Consider the following 16,887-nt stretch of genomic DNA (forward strand, 5'->3'; position numbering starts at 1 on the left):
GTTCCCGTCACGATGATCAATCTCAAGTCCATCTTCGATCAGCCTGCCATTATGCAGAGCGAAGGCCAATCGGTGAGCAGAGTAGGCCTTTCCGTCTATCTCGATCATCCGATAACCGGAAGGATGGATGCGACCTGCAACAGCTCCCGCCTTTGATCGGCTGTTTCGATCAATCAGCCAAATAAGTTCTCCGGTAACAGGATCATAGGAAAGCAACTCCTGCAGACGATCTAGGCTTAACTCGCAATCTGCTTTCATCATGCTGCCTTGTTGGGCGACCAGGCCGCGACTGTGCCGGCCTTCTTCTCGTTCGGGTCGATCGCGCTGCGCAGCACCACCGGCCAGCCGTGCGCATCGAGGTAATGCCGCACACCATTCTGCTGTAGGAATCTGGCCTGCTTCGCTCGATGGGTTGTACGGCACAGCTCGGCCACCTCGTCGCGGGATAGGCACAGCTCAGCCATTGGGCACCTCCGGCGCGGCGTTTTGCGCCATAGCCGCTACATAGGCGTCGTCGGCTTTGGTGAGCTCAGGGCATCTACCGAACGTCATCATGTTTCTAGCAATGTCGCACCTGCTCATCCAGAGCCAGTCAACGCATTCACCATCCTCTATGATTTCGAGCCTGGCTGCCTCAGCTCCTCGTGCGTGCCGGCGGGCATTGAACTCTGCGAATCGGAACTCCATCAGGCTACCTCCCCGCCTGCCGGCTTGGCCTGCTGGTCAGCCTGTTGATCGGCCAGCTTCGCCCAGGAATCAAAGTTGATGCCCGGCCGCAGCTTTGCACCCCGCCTTGGTACGAATTCAGGCCGGTGGATCGCCGAGACCAGCAGCCTGGTCTCGGCTCGCTTGTTCGATATCTCGCGGAAAGGCGCGTGATACCAGTTGCAGTTGCCAAGCGGTACGCCGTGGACAGGTTTGAGGCAGCTGCCATTCCATTCGAGAAGGCCCCATCCTGCTGTCAGCTCATCCACGGCGATGATGCCGGGCGGCGCAGCGTAGAACCGCCAATCCCCAACAGCCCTGGATGGATCGGCACGATGTGGCTTCTTCGCGTCCGCCAGGAAGTCGGAGCGGCTGGCCTTCGCCTCTATGGCGACCGATGCACTTTCAAGCCAACCGATGGCATCCGGCTGTTCGGTGATATTGGCTTTAAATGGATCGCACAGGATGGCCGCAGCTCCATTGCGGCGAAGCCAGCGCACGGCGGCCGCTACGATCTGATCATGGATTGGGCCAGCCATCATGCACCATCCTTCGCCGCTGCCGGCTGGTGGTGGGTGGCCTTGAGTCCGGCCCGTGCGATTGGCTCGATGCAATACAGCTGAAGTAGTTCATCGACAACCGAAGTGTCGCCGGCGTACCAGCGCTTACCCAGTTGCTCCAGATGCCCCGCCAGCTGCCGCTGCATTTCGGCCAAAGCCGGATCTCGCTCGCCCCTTGTCAGAGCGCCGCGCGTCTGTCGGATCAGGCCCGAGTAGTCCACTCGCATGCCGCTGTGATCAGATGCCAGCAGCGCATCTACCGGCACAGCAGCAGGCGCGGGCTGTCCGCCGTCGTAAAGCAGGCAGCTTCGTGCAACCAGAGCCGCGTAGGACCGCACAACGCCCTGCACGTGCGACGGAAGTCCTGCCAACGTGCCGATCAGCTCAACGGACTGCACCGCGCGGTCGGCAAGTGCGCGTGCGCTCTCCGCTGTGTGTCGCTCCTGCCCCACCGGCTGGCGGGCGGCGAGGTGCACCGCTAGCGCGCACGCGAAGTCGGCGGCCAGCCTGGTCTTGATGTACGCGGCGAAGTCATGGCGCTTCAACTCGCCAGCGAAATATTTGGCAATGAAGCTGCGCGCCCCGTCGCTAGTGCTCAGGATGTGGCGGCCATCCCCACCGCTCCCCGCATCACCCTGCAACTGTCCGGGATTGCCGGATTGTTCGTTCATCTCGTTCTCCGTGTTCATGCGGCTTCCCGCTTCAAGTCGCGTTCGAATGCATCAACCATGCTGCGGAAGGCCAGCAGGTCGTCGCGCATCTTTTCGATGAAGGTGTCGTCGCGCTCGAAGCGGCGCCACCACAGTTGCTTGCCCACCGGGGCAAGGGCAGGGCAGTACAGCCCGATGTGCCACCACTGCCGGCCGGTGATCCACATGCAGCCCTGCGCCTGCTCAAACACCTCGCTGGCGTCGTTGTCGATGTGGAAAGAGCGCAGCTTTTCCGGGTTAATGAAGCATTTGTATTCGCTGCCGCCGTCCTCACCGATCAGGCCGTCAGCAGAGCAGCCAAACCCGTCTTCGGACAGCACGAAGCCGGCGCGCTGCACGATCAGTCCGGACTGCACCTCATGCTCGGCGCGTGCGTCTGGCTCAAGATCGTGGCCGCGGCGCATGGCGAATGTCTCGAAGCCTTCATCCAGCGGCTCGCCGCTGATGCGCTCAATGGCCAAGCGAAAGGCGTAATTCTTGGCCTCTTCGCTGTAGTCGCCCACCGGCTCGCCGCGTAGGGCCTTGGCGATACCTGCAGCCTTGGGCACGGCAGCATAGCCGGCCGCCTTCGCTGCCACCTTCTCGTCCAGCCCCGACTGCACGCCATCCACATAGGCCTGCTGCCGCTCGTCCAGCTCACCAACGCGCTTGCGCGCGGTGGCAAACATGCTGGCGGTCACCACGCCGGCGCGGGCGCGGTGCCATTCCGGGCTACCTTGGGCGCAGGTCAGAAGTATCACAGCGGCACCTCTTCGTGGTCATGCGGATCCATTTCGCTGATGGTCGCTTCTTCCGCTGTGGCCTTGAGCATTTCGTGCGCCCTCTGCCCGATCATGGCCCGCTGCTCCTTGGAGAGCTTTGCCCACGCCTCTGCGTAGGCCTCCAGTCCTGCGGTGGCGATGTCCTGCAGGCTGGCGTACAGCTCGCGGCGTTGTTCGGTGTCCTCGGGTTGTGTCGGTGCCTGTCGCGTGATTGCTGCGGAGGCGGATGGACGACGTTCCGATCGCATCACTTCGCCGTCGATGATGTCCTTTCCTTCCATCTCCTCGGCAGTCGGTTGCGAGCCCACGGCCTCCGGGAACGCCTTGCGCAGCGCCTGAGCTACGGCGACCTGCCTTGCGGCGTTGGCCGGCGCGGCGGGTCATATATCGATGGGATCAACGGGTGATGCAACTTCAACCGATCGACCTGATTGGCGGGTTCTACGCCGACGACAGTCGCCCGTGGTCTGTGCAGGACACGGTCAACTGGCTTCCGCAGGTGGCAGAGGTTCCCGGCACCCGCACGCAGATGAAGCTGGGATCGCCGCCTGGCTTACGCGAGTTCATGCGCCTGGGCGATCGGCCGATCCGGGGGCTGCGTAACGTCGAGGGCCAGCTTTTCGCCGTGTGCGGCAACGACCTGCACCAGGTCAGCACGAAGGCGACCAGCACGGTGCGCGGGCAGATTCCCGGCGTGGGCCGCGTGCAGATGGCACACAACCAGATCACCGGCGGCAATGAGCTGCTGCTAGTCAACGGGCAGAGCACCGGCTACGTGTGGAACACCGCCAAGAACACTTATCTGCGCATCACGGACGAGGGCTACCCGGGCGCGCGTGCTGTGGATTACCTGGACGGATTTCTGCCGCAGGTCGAGCCATTTGGCCGATTCTGGTTCCATAGCCAGCTCGCTAACGCGTTGGACTACAACACGCTCGATCGCTATGAGTCGGAGGCGTCGCCGGACAAGATCGTCACGCTGGTCGTCAGCCAGTTTGACGTGGTGGTCTTCAATGAGACGACCACGGAGTTCTTCTACAACGCCGGCGCCAACACGGGCACGTTCCAGAGCAAGCGCACGGTGATCGACCGCGGCTGCGCGAGCGTCGACACGGTGCAGAAGCTGGACAACAGCGTCTTCTGGCTCGGCAACGATGGCGTGGTGTATCGCCTCAACGGCTACGCGGCGGTGCCGATTTCCACCGGCCCGATCCAGGCCGCGATCCGCGCGAACAACTGGAAGCAAGCAATCGCCTTCACCTGGGAGGACGGCAAGCACAAGGTCTACTACCTCACCTTCCCGGACGGCAAGACCTGGGGTTATGACGTGGTGACCGGCGTCTGGCACCGGCGTGCATCTTTCGGCCTTGATCGCTGGCGCTTGAGCCACCTCGTGCGCTGGAATGGAATGTGGATCGGAGGTGACTTCCAGGATGGCCGGCTCTGGGTGCTGGACTGGGATTACATGCTGGAGGGTGATCAGCCGCTGGTGTCTGAGCGCATCGGACCTGTAGGCCACAACAATCAAATGGCGTTGAGCGTCAACTACGCCGAGTTGCTGGTGGGCATGGGGCTCGAAGAGGCGCGACCAGCGAGTGACCGCAGGGTGCAGGTTTGCTACTCCAAGGACGGGGGATACACCTGGACAAACTGGCGTGAGTATTCGTTGGGTGAGCTTGGCGAATACCAGCGCCGGATCCGCATCAAGCGCCTGGGAAAAGGGCAGCAGTGGGTCTTCAAGATCCGGGTTTCTAGTCCGGTGAAGCGCGACCTATATGGCGCAGTGGCATACATCGAATCGGCGGGGGGCTGATGCTCATCATTGATGACTTCCTGGCCGATCCACAGGCGGTGCGCCAGGCGGCGCTGGCTGCTCGCTACGAGGATTGGCCGGGCCACGATGGCGAGGTGTATCGGCGCATTGCGCTGGTCGATGTACCGGGCCTGCGCGAGGGCATCGAGCGGGCGATGGGGCCGGTGAACATGCTGGGCATGGCCTATCGACTCAACTACGGCGGCGAGCTGCCGAACGCGGCGATCCATTCGGATCTTGGGTGGGGCACGCACGCGGCGGTGCTGTACCTGAGCGACGGCCCGGGCGGGACAGCCTTCTGGCGGCACCGTGCCACCGGTGCGCACCGGATCGATGCCGGCGACGTGGAGCTGTTTGAGCGGATCCGCGGCGACTGGGACGACGCCAACCGCTGGGAGCAGATCGGCATCGCCGAGATGAAGCTGGGCCGCTGCGTCATCTACGAATCTGCGCTGTTCCACAGCCGATGGCCGTTCGCGGCCTTCGGCACCGATGCACACACCGGGCGACTCACAGCAGTCGCCTTTTTTACGCCCGAGGGAAATCGATGATCCGCAGAGCAACCGAGGACGACTTGCCCGCCATCCTGGAGATGTCGCGCAAGTTCTATGCGACGACCAGCTATGCCGCGCTGACGCCGATGGATGACCACACCGTCGCGAACCTGGTCTTCCAGCTGATGGACAGCGTGATGCTGGTCGCCGAGCTGGAGGGACGCGTGGTCGGCATGGTCGGCCTGGTCGTGGCGCCCTTCATGTTCGATCGCAGCATCAACGTGGCCTACGAGGTCGTGTGGTGGGTCGAGCCGGAAGCGCAGGGCGCTGGTGTCGGCAAGGCCCTGCTGGCCGCCGTGGAGCCTGCTTGTGCTGAGCGCGGCGCATCGGCGGTGGTGATGGTCCACCTGGCCACAAGCCCGCCGCAGGCCGCCGCCCTGTACGAACGCGCCGGGTTCCGGCACTCCGAAAGCAGCTTCACCAAGAGGATCGACTGATGGCCGCAATCACCGGTGCCGCGCTTGCCGCTGGCGCAACCGTTTACTCCGCAAACCAGGCCAAGAAGGGCGCGAAGGGTGCCGCCAACGCCACCGCCGCCGCGCAGGGCGAAGCCCGCTATGCCAACCAGCAGAATTTCCAGCCGTATCTCAACCAGGGCGAGGCAGCGATCAACAAGCTGACGCAGCTCAACAACGGCGACTACAGCGGCTTCATGGAAGCGCCCGACTACCAATTCACGCTGGCCCAGGGCGTGCAGGCCGGCGACCGCAGCGCGGCGGCGCGTGGCGCTCTGTATTCGGGCGGCCACCAGGCCGACCTGGCGCAGTTTGCTTCCGGCCTGGCTTCCCAGCAACTGGGCAGCTACCGGAACAACCTGGTGCAGCTGGCCGGCATGGGCCAGAGCGCGGCAGGAGCGATTGCTGGCGTCAACACCGGCTACGCCAACGCGGTCGGCGGAGCAAACGCAGACGCGGCCAACACCAACGCCGCGGCGAACGCGCAGATGCTCACCGGCCTGGCCGGCCTGGGCAACAACGCGCTTCAGAACTACGCGGCAGGCCGCACCAGCGCATACCAGCCGCAAACCAACGCACTGCTGTTCCAGGGTCAGGCATCCACAGGGCAGGGTAGCGCCTACAACTTCGGCAACAACTTGGACAACTTCACGGCCAACGGCAATGGGAATCGCCTGGTCAACTTCGCGGGGCGCGTCTGATGGCAAATCTCCTGGCCCAAATCAATCCACTGGAGGCCGCAAGCTACGTCCAGCAGCAGGGCGACGCCGGCCGTGCGCGCGGCCAGCAGAACATGCTGACGCAGCTAGCCAGCCAAGCCTACACCGCGGCGCCGGAGCAGCAGAGCGGCATCCTTGGCCAGATGGCGGCGATCGACCCGAAGGCAGCGCAGGCGCAGCAGACCCAGTTCGAGAGCGCGGAAGATCGCCGCAACAAGACGCTTGCCAACATGGCCGGCCTGCTGGTGAAGGCGCCCGAGCAGGCGCGCGCGGGCATCTATCAGCGCATGCTGCCGGACCTGCAGCGCTTCGGTGTTGAGGCGCCGGCCGCATACGACAGCACGACGGCGCCGATGATCGATCAGACCGCGACGGCCCTCTACCAGGCATACAGCAGCGCCGGGCAGACGCCCACCGATGTGCGTAGCTTCCAGATGATGACCGCGGGGCTGTCTGCGGAAGACCGCGAGAAGGCGCGGCGGGTGCAGCTTGGCCTGGATGGCCGCGCGTCAACGTCTGGCTTCACCCAGGTGAAATTCACCGGTCCGGATGGTCGCGAGCGTATCGGCGTGATGAACGGCCGTACCGGTCAGATCGATCTGCCGGACGGCACCAGCTTCAACCCACAGACCGGCGCAATGGCTGCAACGCAGGGCGGTGGCGGGATGGTGCTGCCACAGGGTGGCGGGCAGCAGGTCGTGGAGCAGGACGCGGCCCTGGCCAACCAGATGATCGCCGCCGGCATCCCCTCGGATCAGGTCGATCGCTTCCTGCAGTCGCGCGCGGCGCAGTTCGGCGGTGGTGCGCAGCCGATGTCGAGCACGCCGAATGCCTTCGTTGGCCGGGCGCCGGAAGAACAGGCCGCGGCAACTGCGGCTGCGCAGCGAGCAGTGGAGTTGGGCACGCTGGCCCCGGAGCTGCAGATGCGCACCCAGGACGCCGTGCAGCGTGCCGGTGCCACGACCGCAGCGGAGGCAAGCGCCAAGCAGCGTGTCGAGCAGGAAGGGCAGGTCGCTAAGCGGGGTCGCGATGGAGCCGACGTTCTGTCGCTGCTTGCAGAGGCTGAGAAGATCTTGCCAAGAGCCACAGGCAGCAGGGCGGGCCAACTGGGCGATGCTGCTGCTGCAGTATTCGGCACGGCAACCGAAGGGGCAAAAGCGACTGCGCAGCTACAGACCATCGCAGGTCAGCTCACCTCAAAAATGCCGCGCATGGAAGGTCCGCAGTCCAACGCCGATGTGACTTTGTACCAGCAAATGGCCGGCGATCTTGCAAACGCATCACTCCCGATTGAAACCCGCCTTGCTGCGCTGCAGACCATCCGCGAGCTCAATCAAAAGTACGCCAATCAGCAGCAGGCGCCAGCCGGCAACCCTGCGCCGGCCAATCCCGGCGGCACCTACAGCAATCTCTGGAACTGACGCATGGCGAAGAAATGGGTGGAAGTGGCCGCATCGCCGGCCTACCAAGCGCTAGCACCTGAGCAGCAGGAAGAGGCGCGCAACCAGTACTGGAGCGAGGTGGTTGCTCCGAACGTGCCGCAGCAGGAGCAGAGCACCGTCCGCCAGGCGTTCGACGCCGACACGCAGCGGACAGTCAACTGGCCGAACGCAGGGACGATGGAAATCCCGATCACCGGCGGCACGCCGGGGCCGGCGAGCGTCGGCCAGAGCGGCGTCACGCGCGAACAGCGCCAGCGGCGAATTGCCGCCGCAGACGAAGCGCTGGACCTGGACGCCCGGCGGTCGTCACTGGATACGCAGGAGAGCATCGGCCGCAACCTGGCACTGGGCGGCCGCGCGATGCTGCGCGGTGTGGTTGGCCTGCCGGACATGGTCGTGTCGCCGCTGGTGGCGGGCGTTAACCGGCTGCTTCCCGAGCAGTACCAGCAGACCAACCTGGCCGGCATGGTGGACTCGCTCGCCGACAAGGTGGGGGCGCCGCGGCCGGCCAACGCCGCCGAGCGGATCAGCAGCGATGTCACCAGCGCGGTCACCGGTGGGGCCACCGGCATTGGCGTGGGCAACATGCTGACCAACCTGGGCGCGCGGGGCGTGCAGTCCGGCGGCAGCAACATGCTCACCAGCATCGGCAATACGCTGAGCGCGCAACCAACGCAGCAACTGCTGGCGGCGGGAGCTGGCGCCGCGGCCGGCTCGGTGACCCGGGAGAACGGCGGCGGGGCCGGCGCGCAGCTGGCCGCCTCGCTGCTGGGCGGTATCGGCCCCAGTGCGCTGGCGACCGGCGCTGCCGCAGGCGCGCGCGGCCTGGTTCGCGGCACCAGCGGTGCGCAGATGCAACGCACCATCGATGACTTCAACGCGCTGGGCGCCAATCCGTCCATTGCCCAGGCCTCTGGCAACCGGGCACTGCAGGGTGTCGAGAATCTGCTGGCCGGCGCGCCGACGAGCACGGGTGTCATGTCCCGTTTCGCGGAGCGTCAGGCCGATGACGTTGGCGCCGGGTTGCAGAAGATGGGCGAGAGCTTGTCGCGGAATGCCAGCGCGGAGCGCGCGGGTCGAGCAATCGAGGCCGGCGTGCAGACGTTCGAGAACAACGTGGGCGCCACGCGGCGCGCGCTTTACTGGAACGCGGACCGCTTCATCCCGGCGAACACCGCGACCCCGATGGCGAACACCACGAGCGCCCTGGCGGCGATGACGCAGCCAACGGCTGGCGCAGCGGCTACCACCGGCGCGATGGTCAATCCCTGGCTGCAGCGCCTGCGCGGCGACCTGGCGACCGACCTGCAGGCCGGCGGCGGGCAGATTCCCTACGAGGCGTTGCGCAAGATCCGCTCCGAGGTCGGCGAGCGCATGAACGACTTTTCCATGACTCCGGATACGCCGGCGCGTCAGCTCCGCGGTCTGTACGCGGCGCTGTCGCGCGACATGGAGGCCGCCGCTGCCTCGCAGGGCGCTGATGCGATGCGCGCCGCGCGCCGGGCCAACACCTACACGCGCGTGTCGTCCGAGCGCCTGGAGCAGATTCAGCGGGTGGTGGACAAAAACGGCGGGCCGGAGAAGGTCTACGCCGCAGCCATGTCCGGCACCCAGGATGGCGGAACCACCCTGCGCGCGGTGATGCAGGCGCTGCCGAAGAACGGACAGCAGGCCGTCAGCGCGGCGGTCATCAAGCGCATGGGCTTGGCCACGCCGGGCGCGCAGGATGCCGCGGGCGATGTGTTCTCTGCCGCCACGTTCTTGACCAACTGGAACCGGGTGAGCCCGGAGGCGAAGCGTGCCTTGTTCGACCGGTACGGCGCGGGATTCAGTCAGAACATGGACCGCGTGGCGCGGGTGGCGAGCAACATCAAGGAAGGGGCCAAGGTCTACGCGAACCCATCGGGGACGGCCAACCGCGCTGCCGCGCTGACGTACGGCGCTTCTCTCGTGGCCTCGCTATTCGATCCAAGCTTCATCAGCACCGGAACTCTGGTAGTTGGCGGCATTGGCGCCAACCTGAGCGCCCGGCTTCTGAGTAACCCGAAGGTCGTAACCGCACTGGCCCAGACCACGAAGCTACCCCAAGGCGCAATCCTCGGCGAGTTGCAGGCCATGCGTCAGGCGGCACAACGAACCGGCGATGAGGATCTTGCCTTGACCGCAGACGCTCTAGAGCAGGCGCGTAAGCACGAAAGCAGCCGCGCCGATCGCAGTGGCGCCCAGCGATAAGACCACTCCGGCGATCAAGGCGTACTCCTTGAACCCCAAGCCATCCGGCTCCCGCCTGTAACGCCAATCCTCTGCCATATCCCTGTCCCGGCCTGTGTGGTCGGGGAATCGTAACACCACCCCAAGCCCCGCCATGTGCGGGGCTTTTTTGTGCCCGGAGCATGCATGTCTGGATACCGTTTTTTCAACCCCGCGCCGGTCTTCATGGATCTGCCAGGACTGGCGCCGCTTGCCGGCGGCCGCCTGCAGTTCTACGAGAAGGGCACCACCACGCCCAAGGGCACCTGGTCGGACTCCGAACTGACCGTGCCGAACCAGAACCCGGTGCCGCTGGATTCGTCCGGCCGCGCGAACACCAACATCTGGCTGGATGGCGCCTACACTGCCGTGCTTCACGCTGCAGATGGGACCGCTGTGTGGACGCGTGACATCGATTCCGGATCCGGCGCCGGTGCAACGATCCCTAGCCTGCAGGTCGGCAGGTTCCTCACCAACGACGGCAGCAACCTGTCCTGGGAGGAGATTCGACAGGTGCCGGACCCGACCGGATCGGCCAACAAGGTGTTGGGCACCGATGGTGCAAACCTGATCTGGGTCGAGCTTCCTGAGGCGCCAGTGCTGCCGGTGGAGAACTTCAACGGCGGGGTCAAGATCGGCACGATGATGATCCAGTGGGGCGCGTCCAACTTGGCGGCAAGCGGGCAAACCGTGGCTTCGGGGAGTGTTAACTTCGCGCGCGCATTCTCGGCCCCGCCTGTGGTGAACGCTAACTCCAACACCAGTGCCGCTACCGCCGAAGGTCAGATCCCGGTTTTTGAGACTGAGGCAACAAGCACAGGTTTTATCGTGAAGGTCCACACTAATGACTTCGGCCGTAATGGCGCACGCATCACCAGCGGCGTCCCATTCTCGTGGATTGCGGTGGGTCCGGTCGCTGCGGATCCGGCCAGCTGATGGCGGCCATCCCGCGCCCGCAAGCGCCCGTCGTCAACGATGCAGGGTTGATCACGCGCGAGTGGCACAACTTCCTGCTGGATCTGGCGAACAATGCTGGCCTGACGCTCGCCCAGCGCGAGCAGCTGGAAAACCTGATCGAGCGCGTGGCTGCGCTGGAAGGCGGCGGTGCCGGCGGCAACGTGTCCGTGCAAGGCCTCGGCTCGATCGTCACCAACGGCATCGATGTCGTGCTTGTGATGCTCGATGGCGACAACGACGCACCCAGCGCCAGCTGGTATTACGGCACCGGTCCGGACGGGATGAAGGGCTGGTATGCGATCGCCGATGCGCTGGCGGTCAGCACCGACCTGACAAAGGCAGTGGATACAGGTACTGGTGTGGCCACGTTCGGCCTGGCCGACCTGCCGGACAGCGGCACCGGCGCTGCGCTGAGCAAGATTACCCGTGACGCGAAGGGCAGGGTATCCGGCACATCGGCGGCGACCACCTCGGACTTACCCGAGGGCACCAACCAGTACTTCACCATTGAGCGCGGGCAGGACGCGGCGGGGGCCGCGATTGCCGCAGGCACCTTCGACGGGCTGACGCTGACATACGACGATGCTGGCAATCGCATCAACGGTGCCAACACTGACAAGGGCAGCGTCGCGGTCGCGGCCCACGTGGCGGAAGCAGATCCGCACCCGCAATACACGACCACTGCAGAGGCGTCCGCTGCCGCGCCGGTGCAGAGTGTCAACGGACAAGTCGGCTCTGTCAGCATCACGACCAGCAGCATAGGAGCTGCCAACGCTGCGCAAGGCGTGAAGGCCGACAGCGCAGTGCAGGAAGTCCGCGCTGGTACGAATATCAGCATCGACAACACCGACCCGCGCCGGCCGATCGTCAGTGCATCTGGCGGCGGTGGCGCAGTCACCAGCGTCAACTCCCGCACCGGCGCCGTCGCAGTACCCGACTTCGTGTCCAAGGCCACAGCGCCCACGGCTGCCGACTACGGCCGAGCGCTCATCAACGGCGACCGCTGGCGCAACACCGGCAACGGCGTGCTCTACACCCGGCAGGACGGCGCCTGGTTGTACGACAACGCCGCATCGTTGTCGCGGTACGTACCGGCGCGGCTGAGCAACGGCAGCGCGTCGCCCATCCCCCTAAACGCTGACGGCACCATTCCTGCCCGGCTGTCGAACGGCACCGTCAGCAACATCCCGACCCAGGCCTAGACATGGCAGATGAAATTCCGCTCGCATACGATAAAACCACCGCAGGCACACCCGTTGGGCTGAAGGAAGTCGCGCCAGGCAACCAGCTTGGCAATCAGTGGCTGGCGATGCCGCCAGGCTACATCGACGGCCTGATCTTGGAATGGGTGAGCGGGTCAAGCATTCGCATCACCTCAGGGGCCTGCTCTATCCCGGCAGTTGCTACGCTGACCTTCGCTTCCGCAGTCACGAAATCTGGCATCGCCCTCGGCGCAAGCACGTGGGGGCATATTTATGCGTACCTCAATGCTGGAACTGCCGATTTCGAGGTTGTGACAACTGGCCCCTCAGCTCCATACAACGGAAAAGCCAGGAACAAGAACGGCGACACATCTCGGCGTTATATTGGTAGCGTTCTGACTGATGCTTCCGGGAATATTCATAGGTTCATCATGGGGGCGGACGGTACTTTTTCGTATACGAATCCTGGGGGTTCAACGATTCCATTTCGCGTCCTTTCCAACAAACAGATGGCTGCAGAAGTGGCTGTAAGCTTGGCATCAGTTTTGCCTGTAACCGCCGATTCTGTCGTAGTTAGACAGTTTTTTAACCGAACAGTTGCAGGAAATGCGTCCCAGATTGGCGCACTCTCAGGTAATTATATGAACAATGTTTCATCGCCTGGCGTTGCATTTTTAACCGTCCCTCTGGCATCACTCACTATATATGCAGTGTTAAACGCTGATATTACAGATGGGAATGGCGGGCTATTTGTCGATGTGCAAGGTTACATTTTTTCGAGGTGAACATGTACGCAGTCGCTGGAAGAAGCTATCGGGCCATTAACTCTGCCTCGGAAGCTGTTGCAGGCGAGGTGGTTCATTCCGTGCTTCCTGCTGAGCTTTTCGTGCCAACCGAAAAAGAGCGTAACAACGCAATTCGTGATGCCGCTTGGTCGTGGATGTCAGCGGTTCCGAAAGCGCGAGGCTATGACAGCATTGAGTCCTGCTGCAGTTACGCGCAAAGCAGCGTCGCACGCTATAGGACCGAGGCATTGGCGATGATCGCGTGGCGCGATGCCGTCAATCAGCGCCTTGAAGCGCTGGCGCTATCGCCGCCGGTGGGCGTTACGACATGGGACCAGGTGAGGCCGCTCCTGCCTCAGCCAGAGGCCTTCAACTGGCCGGCCGCAGTCACGTTGCCGTTGAACGAGATTCCGCCCATCAAGGTCGGGGTGTAGCGATGGCTTTCCCCCTCAGCCCGGTTGCCGGGCAGACGTGGGTGGAGTTCGGCAAGACGTGGGTGTTCGACGGCAGTGGCTGGGGCGCGTCTGCGCCTGTGCTGCAGGGCACTTCTATTCTGCCGGTGCGCACCGTCTCCCAGCTCACAGACGCGGCCGCCGACATCAATCGGCAGTTCCGCTGCACCGACGCGCCCGGCGGCGAGGCCATCATCTATAGCGACGGCACGACCTACCTGCGCCAGTCCGATTCCAGCCCAGTGGTGCCCTGATGCCCGACCTGACCCGAGTTTCCGAAATCGTGGGCTGCCAGTTGGTGGCCGGGCCGAACAACACGGTACGCCTCACCGAGGGCTACTTCTACAACAAGGCCGGGCGGCGCATGCGCAGCGACGGCGATGCGACGGTGGCAGTGTCTGCATCGGCGGCAGTCGGATGGCTGCACGCGTACGGGATGGAGGCCTCCAACAACGTGGCCGGCCTAGTGCTTTCACCAGACGCACCGGTGGTCTACCGCGGCACAGCGCGCAACAAGGGCGCCGGCGCGACTGCAGCGAACGATGGCCTGCGTTATCTGGGTTCCGGCCGGGTCGAGACGGTCGGCAAGCTGCGCGCCGGCCGGCACGCCCAGGCGCTGGCAAAGGGCAACCTGATCCAGCTCGATGTTGGCAGCAGTGGCTTCATCCAGCCCCCGCTGCTCGGCGCGCTCGGTGTGACGCTGCTGCAGGCGCCACCTCAGACCACCTATCCCCTGACCAACTTCGTGCCGCCCACTGCCACGCATGTTGACCTGCAGATCAGCAACATGTCGCCGCTGACGACCTACATTGGCAGGCCGGGCATGATCACCCAGGCCAATCCGCTGCTTTCGGCCAGCAACCGCTACTGCGCGATCCTGCCGCAGAACAACCTGCGCTTTGTGATGCCGCTGGATGCAGACCTGAGCATTGTTGTGCTTGCGTCGACCACCGGACTGCTGGGCAACGTCGTCAGCTTGGCGGTGGGGACTGTGCAAATCGAGGTCATGGGCTACCTGTTCGACCGGTAGGGCCTGAGCAGCACCAGGCCGGCCCTATCCCCACGTGATCGTGGTTGAACCGATGGATTCCATCGCGTCCATCTCGGCGTCGGTTGGCCCCCAATCTGGTAGTTCCAAGGTGGCAGCGGTGATGGCGATACGCTGGACCGATTCCCATGCGATGCGCTCGCCAGCGCCGTTCTTCCTGGGAGACTTCCTGACCCCTGGCAGGCCGGTGCGTGCGGCGATCCAGCACTCAGCGAACCGCATCGCCTGCCGTGTGCTTCCAGTCTGGCGCGCCGATATCCGCGTGCCACGCCAAGACAGCCAGATCTTCCCGCCTGAGATGTGCGCCACGGTCCCGTAGTTGAAGTGCATCAGCGCCTCATCGGCGGTGACGTGCACCCAGCGGCATGCAGGAGGGAGGGGAGGACGAGGCATGCAGGCAGCCTGACCGATCGCCGTCTCAGGGGCGGATATAGCGCTCCGCAAAACGCTGCCATTGTCGCGCAAACCCGATGATTTGTTGCCACTCAATGCGCAGTTTGCGGAGCAGGAATTGCCGTCAAGTGGTTGAAATAGAAGGCAAATTCCGTAGCTTCCCAAGCTACTGACGTGGGTTCGATTCCCATCGCCCGCTCCAGAGCTTCCGCCAGGTCTCTAAGTGTCTGACTTGGCTGGATATTTCGGCCGATTGATGATTCCGAGCGATGCCCCCTTGAGGTATCAATAGAGGGATCAATCCTGCCCACGCCGCTGATGATGTCGCGCTCGGCCGGCCCGCATGCCATCTATCCAGCATCGGTTGCGGTGTGCCACGCGGCATGCAGGCAAGCGTCCTGACGTTTTTCTTGGCGGCCTTTCTGTCGCAGGTCGTGCGGGATACGCAGATGCTGCTCCACGCTGCGCGATGAGTTGGCCGTTGCCAGGTGGCGTGTCAGGCGCTGTGTTCCTGGCTGCTCATGGGGAGATCCAAGATCTACCAGAAGCCAAGGACTTTCCACCAGGTGCTGCCGACGAGAGCGAAGATGAGAAGCTCAAGCAGGCACATGATCAGTCCGATCCTCCACCAGGCGCCCAGGCTGACGTAGCCGCTGCCGAAAATGATGGGTGAGGTTCCCGTGGCATAGTGCGTCAGTGTCATCATGATCGCCGAAGACGCGGTCATCATGAGCATGAAGGGGATGACGTAATCCGGCGGTATGAGCAGTGCACCCACGCCCAGGAACGCAAGCAGCATCGCACTGATGTGGGCGGTGGTGCTCGCGAACAGATAATGGGAAAAGACAAAGGCCAGGACGAGCACGCCGGCGATGGCTTTCCATCCCATTCCACTCGCGATGATGGCGCCCTTCATGGCCTCGGTAAACCAGCCAACCACGCCCAGCTTGTTGAGCTGTTCGGCCATCATCACCAGCGCGCCAAACCACACCAGCGTGTCCCACGCACTTTTCTCCGAAAGCACGTCGTCCCAGTCCAGCGTGCCGGTGATGATCAGCGTAAACAAGCCAACGAATGCCACGACTGTGGGATCCAGGGTCCATGAGGGGCCGAGAATCATGGCGGGCACGTTCGCCCAAAGGACCAACAGCAAACCAAAGGTCCCGATCATCACTTTTTCTTTCGCCGTCAGCGGCCCCATCGCCTTCAATTCGGTCTTGGCGAAATCAACCGCGTTGGGGGTGGCCTTCAACTCCGGAGGAGACAGCAGATAGATGGCCAGAGGCATGATGATCAAACAGGCCAGCCCCGGTAGAAGCATGCAGAGCGCCCAGGTCGTCCAGGACAGGTGCAGCTGTTGGTTCGTCGCTTTGGCCACATAATCGACCACCAGCGGATTGGGTGCTGTGGCGGTGAGGAACATTGCCGATGTGATGGGATTGGCGTGGTAGTTCACCAATGCCAGGTAGGTCCCCACCTTGCCTTGCGTGCCTTTGGCCGGATCGGAATCGAACGAGTTGGCAATAGACCTCATGATGGGGTGAACAATGCCCCCGCCACGCGCGGTATTGCTGGGGGTGAAGGGGGCGAGCAGGAGCTCGCAGATCGTCAGGCCGTAGCCGATGCCCAGTGTCCGTTTGCCCAGGAGCGCGATGAACACCATGCCGATACGGTTCCCCAGGCCCGTCTTCTTCAGGCCACGGGAAATCAGGATCGCAACCACGATCAGCCAGATGAGCGGGCTCGAGAAGCTGCTGAGCGCATCAGTGATCGCACCCTTGGAGCTGGTTGACGTGACTTGGGAAAGCGCGACGATGACGATGGACATCATCGCCATCACCCCGATGGGCATGACCTTGAGGATGATCGCGATGATGGTGGTCAGGAAGATGGCGACCAGCCCCCAGGCCTTGGGCGTCAGGCCTTCAGGACACGGGAGCAAGAGCAATGCAATAAGCACGGCCGTTGTCACCAGAGCCTGAGGCAGTTTGAACGGCACGGCTTGATTGAAATACTTGAATGCTGCTTTGACGCGACCTGACATGCGGGGCCCTCTTTTATGACTGTTCAACAAGCGGAGA

The 16,887-nt window shown here is 63.7% G+C and carries 19 protein-coding genes; 12 read left to right on the top strand and 7 right to left on the bottom strand.

Going from position 1 to position 16,887, the window contains the following annotated elements; genetic code table 11:
* Positions 1 to 257: 257 nt before the first annotated feature.
* The 5 genes from EO170_RS16660 to EO170_RS16680 form a co-directional block, all read right to left on the bottom strand.
* Positions 258 to 464 carry a DUF4224 domain-containing protein gene (locus EO170_RS16660; protein WP_126946606.1) on the bottom strand — a complete coding sequence of 69 codons (207 nt, stop codon included), beginning with the start codon at positions 462 to 464 and terminating at the stop codon, positions 258 to 260.
* Between the two features lie 222 nt (positions 465 to 686).
* Positions 687 to 1,247 carry a hypothetical protein gene (locus EO170_RS16665; protein ID WP_126946609.1) on the bottom strand — a complete coding sequence of 187 codons (561 nt, stop codon included), beginning with the start codon at positions 1,245 to 1,247 and terminating at the stop codon, positions 687 to 689.
* Positions 1,244 to 1,936 (bottom strand): hypothetical protein, encoded by a 693-nt coding sequence (locus EO170_RS16670; protein WP_126946612.1) that lies wholly within the window; start codon positions 1,934 to 1,936, stop codon positions 1,244 to 1,246. The genes EO170_RS16665 and EO170_RS16670 overlap by 4 nt, the downstream gene beginning before the upstream one ends.
* Positions 1,937 to 1,950: 14 nt before the next feature.
* On the bottom strand, positions 1,951 to 2,586 hold the full coding sequence (locus tag EO170_RS16675; protein WP_343134527.1) for a YqaJ viral recombinase family protein: 636 nt from the start codon (positions 2,584 to 2,586) through the stop codon (positions 1,951 to 1,953).
* A 125-nt stretch (positions 2,587 to 2,711) separates the two neighbouring features.
* The gene (locus tag EO170_RS16680) at positions 2,712 to 3,044 is read right to left on the bottom strand and encodes a hypothetical protein (protein ID WP_126946618.1); all 333 of its coding nucleotides are present in this window, start codon (positions 3,042 to 3,044) and stop codon (positions 2,712 to 2,714) included.
* A 98-nt stretch (positions 3,045 to 3,142) separates the two neighbouring features.
* Between EO170_RS16680 and EO170_RS21835 the strand changes: the two genes are divergently transcribed.
* From EO170_RS21835 to EO170_RS16740, 12 genes are all read left to right on the top strand, one after another.
* Positions 3,143 to 4,549 carry a packaged DNA stabilization protein gp10 gene (locus EO170_RS21835; RefSeq protein ID WP_241239460.1) on the top strand — a complete coding sequence of 469 codons (1,407 nt, stop codon included), beginning with the start codon at positions 3,143 to 3,145 and terminating at the stop codon, positions 4,547 to 4,549.
* The gene (locus EO170_RS16690) at positions 4,549 to 5,100 is read left to right on the top strand and encodes a DUF6445 family protein (protein WP_126946621.1); all 552 of its coding nucleotides are present in this window, start codon (positions 4,549 to 4,551) and stop codon (positions 5,098 to 5,100) included. The genes EO170_RS21835 and EO170_RS16690 overlap by 1 nt, the downstream gene beginning before the upstream one ends.
* Entirely contained in the window at positions 5,097 to 5,540 is a 444-nt protein-coding gene (locus tag EO170_RS16695; RefSeq protein WP_277601093.1) for a GNAT family N-acetyltransferase, read from the top strand. The genes EO170_RS16690 and EO170_RS16695 overlap by 4 nt, the downstream gene beginning before the upstream one ends.
* Positions 5,540 to 6,259 (top strand): hypothetical protein, encoded by a 720-nt coding sequence (locus tag EO170_RS16700; protein ID WP_126946627.1) that lies wholly within the window; start codon positions 5,540 to 5,542, stop codon positions 6,257 to 6,259. Before EO170_RS16695 ends, EO170_RS16700 begins: the two co-directional genes overlap by 1 nt.
* 161 nt (positions 6,260 to 6,420) lie before the next feature.
* Positions 6,421 to 7,698, top strand: a complete 1,278-nt coding sequence (locus tag EO170_RS16705) for a hypothetical protein (protein WP_126946630.1) — start codon at positions 6,421 to 6,423, stop codon at positions 7,696 to 7,698.
* A 3-nt stretch (positions 7,699 to 7,701) separates the two neighbouring features.
* Positions 7,702 to 9,951: a hypothetical protein gene (locus EO170_RS16710; RefSeq protein WP_126946633.1), complete on the top strand. Its 2,250-nt coding sequence runs from the start codon at positions 7,702 to 7,704 to the stop codon at positions 9,949 to 9,951.
* 165 nt (positions 9,952 to 10,116) lie between these two features.
* A complete protein-coding gene (locus tag EO170_RS16715; RefSeq protein WP_126946671.1) occupies positions 10,117 to 10,905 on the top strand; it encodes a hypothetical protein in 789 nt (262 codons plus the stop codon).
* Complete coding sequence (locus tag EO170_RS16720; protein ID WP_126946676.1) at positions 10,905 to 12,128, top strand: hypothetical protein; 1,224 nt, start codon at positions 10,905 to 10,907, stop codon at positions 12,126 to 12,128. The genes EO170_RS16715 and EO170_RS16720 overlap by 1 nt, the downstream gene beginning before the upstream one ends.
* A gap of 2 nt (positions 12,129 to 12,130) precedes the next feature.
* A complete protein-coding gene (locus EO170_RS16725) occupies positions 12,131 to 12,913 on the top strand; it encodes a hypothetical protein (RefSeq protein WP_126946679.1) in 783 nt (260 codons plus the stop codon).
* Positions 12,914 to 12,915: 2 nt separating this feature from the next.
* Positions 12,916 to 13,347 (top strand): hypothetical protein, encoded by a 432-nt coding sequence (locus EO170_RS16730; protein WP_126946682.1) that lies wholly within the window; start codon positions 12,916 to 12,918, stop codon positions 13,345 to 13,347.
* Positions 13,348 to 13,349: 2 nt separating this feature from the next.
* A complete protein-coding gene (locus EO170_RS16735) occupies positions 13,350 to 13,619 on the top strand; it encodes a hypothetical protein (RefSeq protein ID WP_126946685.1) in 270 nt (89 codons plus the stop codon).
* Entirely contained in the window at positions 13,619 to 14,395 is a 777-nt protein-coding gene (locus tag EO170_RS16740; protein ID WP_126946688.1) for a hypothetical protein, read from the top strand. The genes EO170_RS16735 and EO170_RS16740 overlap by 1 nt, the downstream gene beginning before the upstream one ends.
* A 24-nt stretch (positions 14,396 to 14,419) precedes the next feature.
* Here EO170_RS16740 and EO170_RS21640 read toward each other — a convergent pair whose 3' ends face one another.
* The gene (locus tag EO170_RS21640; RefSeq protein WP_206514026.1) at positions 14,420 to 14,770 is read right to left on the bottom strand and encodes a hypothetical protein; all 351 of its coding nucleotides are present in this window, start codon (positions 14,768 to 14,770) and stop codon (positions 14,420 to 14,422) included.
* A 574-nt stretch (positions 14,771 to 15,344) separates the two neighbouring features.
* Complete coding sequence (locus EO170_RS16755; RefSeq protein ID WP_104583662.1) at positions 15,345 to 16,850, bottom strand: DASS family sodium-coupled anion symporter; 1,506 nt, start codon at positions 16,848 to 16,850, stop codon at positions 15,345 to 15,347.
* Positions 16,851 to 16,887: the final 37 nt, after the last annotated feature.

It is taken from the genome of Xanthomonas sp. BRIP62409, from assembly GCF_003992965.1.
GTDB lineage: Bacteria > Pseudomonadota > Gammaproteobacteria > Xanthomonadales > Xanthomonadaceae > Xanthomonas > Xanthomonas euroxanthea.

What these genes read in the sequence shown, in the direction of transcription:
- EO170_RS16740 (WP_126946688.1), top strand. Translation starts at nt 13,619, where the DNA reads ATGCCCGACCTGACCCGAGTTTCCGAAATCGTGGGCTGCCAGTTGGTG.
- EO170_RS16705 (WP_126946630.1), top strand. Translation starts at nt 6,421, where the DNA reads ATGGCGGCGATCGACCCGAAGGCAGCGCAGGCGCAGCAGACCCAGTTC.
- EO170_RS16730 (WP_126946682.1), top strand. Translation starts at nt 12,916, where the DNA reads ATGTACGCAGTCGCTGGAAGAAGCTATCGGGCCATTAACTCTGCCTCG.
- EO170_RS16670 (WP_126946612.1), bottom strand. Translation starts at nt 1,936, where the DNA reads ATGAACGAACAATCCGGCAATCCCGGACAGTTGCAGGGTGATGCGGGG.
- EO170_RS16755 (WP_104583662.1), bottom strand. Translation starts at nt 16,850, where the DNA reads ATGTCAGGTCGCGTCAAAGCAGCATTCAAGTATTTCAATCAAGCCGTG.
- EO170_RS16725 (WP_126946679.1), top strand. Translation starts at nt 12,131, where the DNA reads ATGGCAGATGAAATTCCGCTCGCATACGATAAAACCACCGCAGGCACA.
- EO170_RS16735 (WP_126946685.1), top strand. Translation starts at nt 13,350, where the DNA reads ATGGCTTTCCCCCTCAGCCCGGTTGCCGGGCAGACGTGGGTGGAGTTC.
- EO170_RS16700 (WP_126946627.1), top strand. Translation starts at nt 5,540, where the DNA reads ATGGCCGCAATCACCGGTGCCGCGCTTGCCGCTGGCGCAACCGTTTAC.
- EO170_RS16720 (WP_126946676.1), top strand. Translation starts at nt 10,905, where the DNA reads ATGGCGGCCATCCCGCGCCCGCAAGCGCCCGTCGTCAACGATGCAGGG.
- EO170_RS21835 (WP_241239460.1), top strand. Translation starts at nt 3,143, where the DNA reads ATGCAACTTCAACCGATCGACCTGATTGGCGGGTTCTACGCCGACGAC.
- EO170_RS16660 (WP_126946606.1), bottom strand. Translation starts at nt 464, where the DNA reads ATGGCTGAGCTGTGCCTATCCCGCGACGAGGTGGCCGAGCTGTGCCGT.
- EO170_RS16710 (WP_126946633.1), top strand. Translation starts at nt 7,702, where the DNA reads ATGGCGAAGAAATGGGTGGAAGTGGCCGCATCGCCGGCCTACCAAGCG.
- EO170_RS16695 (WP_277601093.1), top strand. Translation starts at nt 5,097, where the DNA reads ATGATCCGCAGAGCAACCGAGGACGACTTGCCCGCCATCCTGGAGATG.
- EO170_RS16715 (WP_126946671.1), top strand. Translation starts at nt 10,117, where the DNA reads ATGTCTGGATACCGTTTTTTCAACCCCGCGCCGGTCTTCATGGATCTG.
- EO170_RS16665 (WP_126946609.1), bottom strand. Translation starts at nt 1,247, where the DNA reads ATGATGGCTGGCCCAATCCATGATCAGATCGTAGCGGCCGCCGTGCGC.
- EO170_RS16690 (WP_126946621.1), top strand. Translation starts at nt 4,549, where the DNA reads ATGCTCATCATTGATGACTTCCTGGCCGATCCACAGGCGGTGCGCCAG.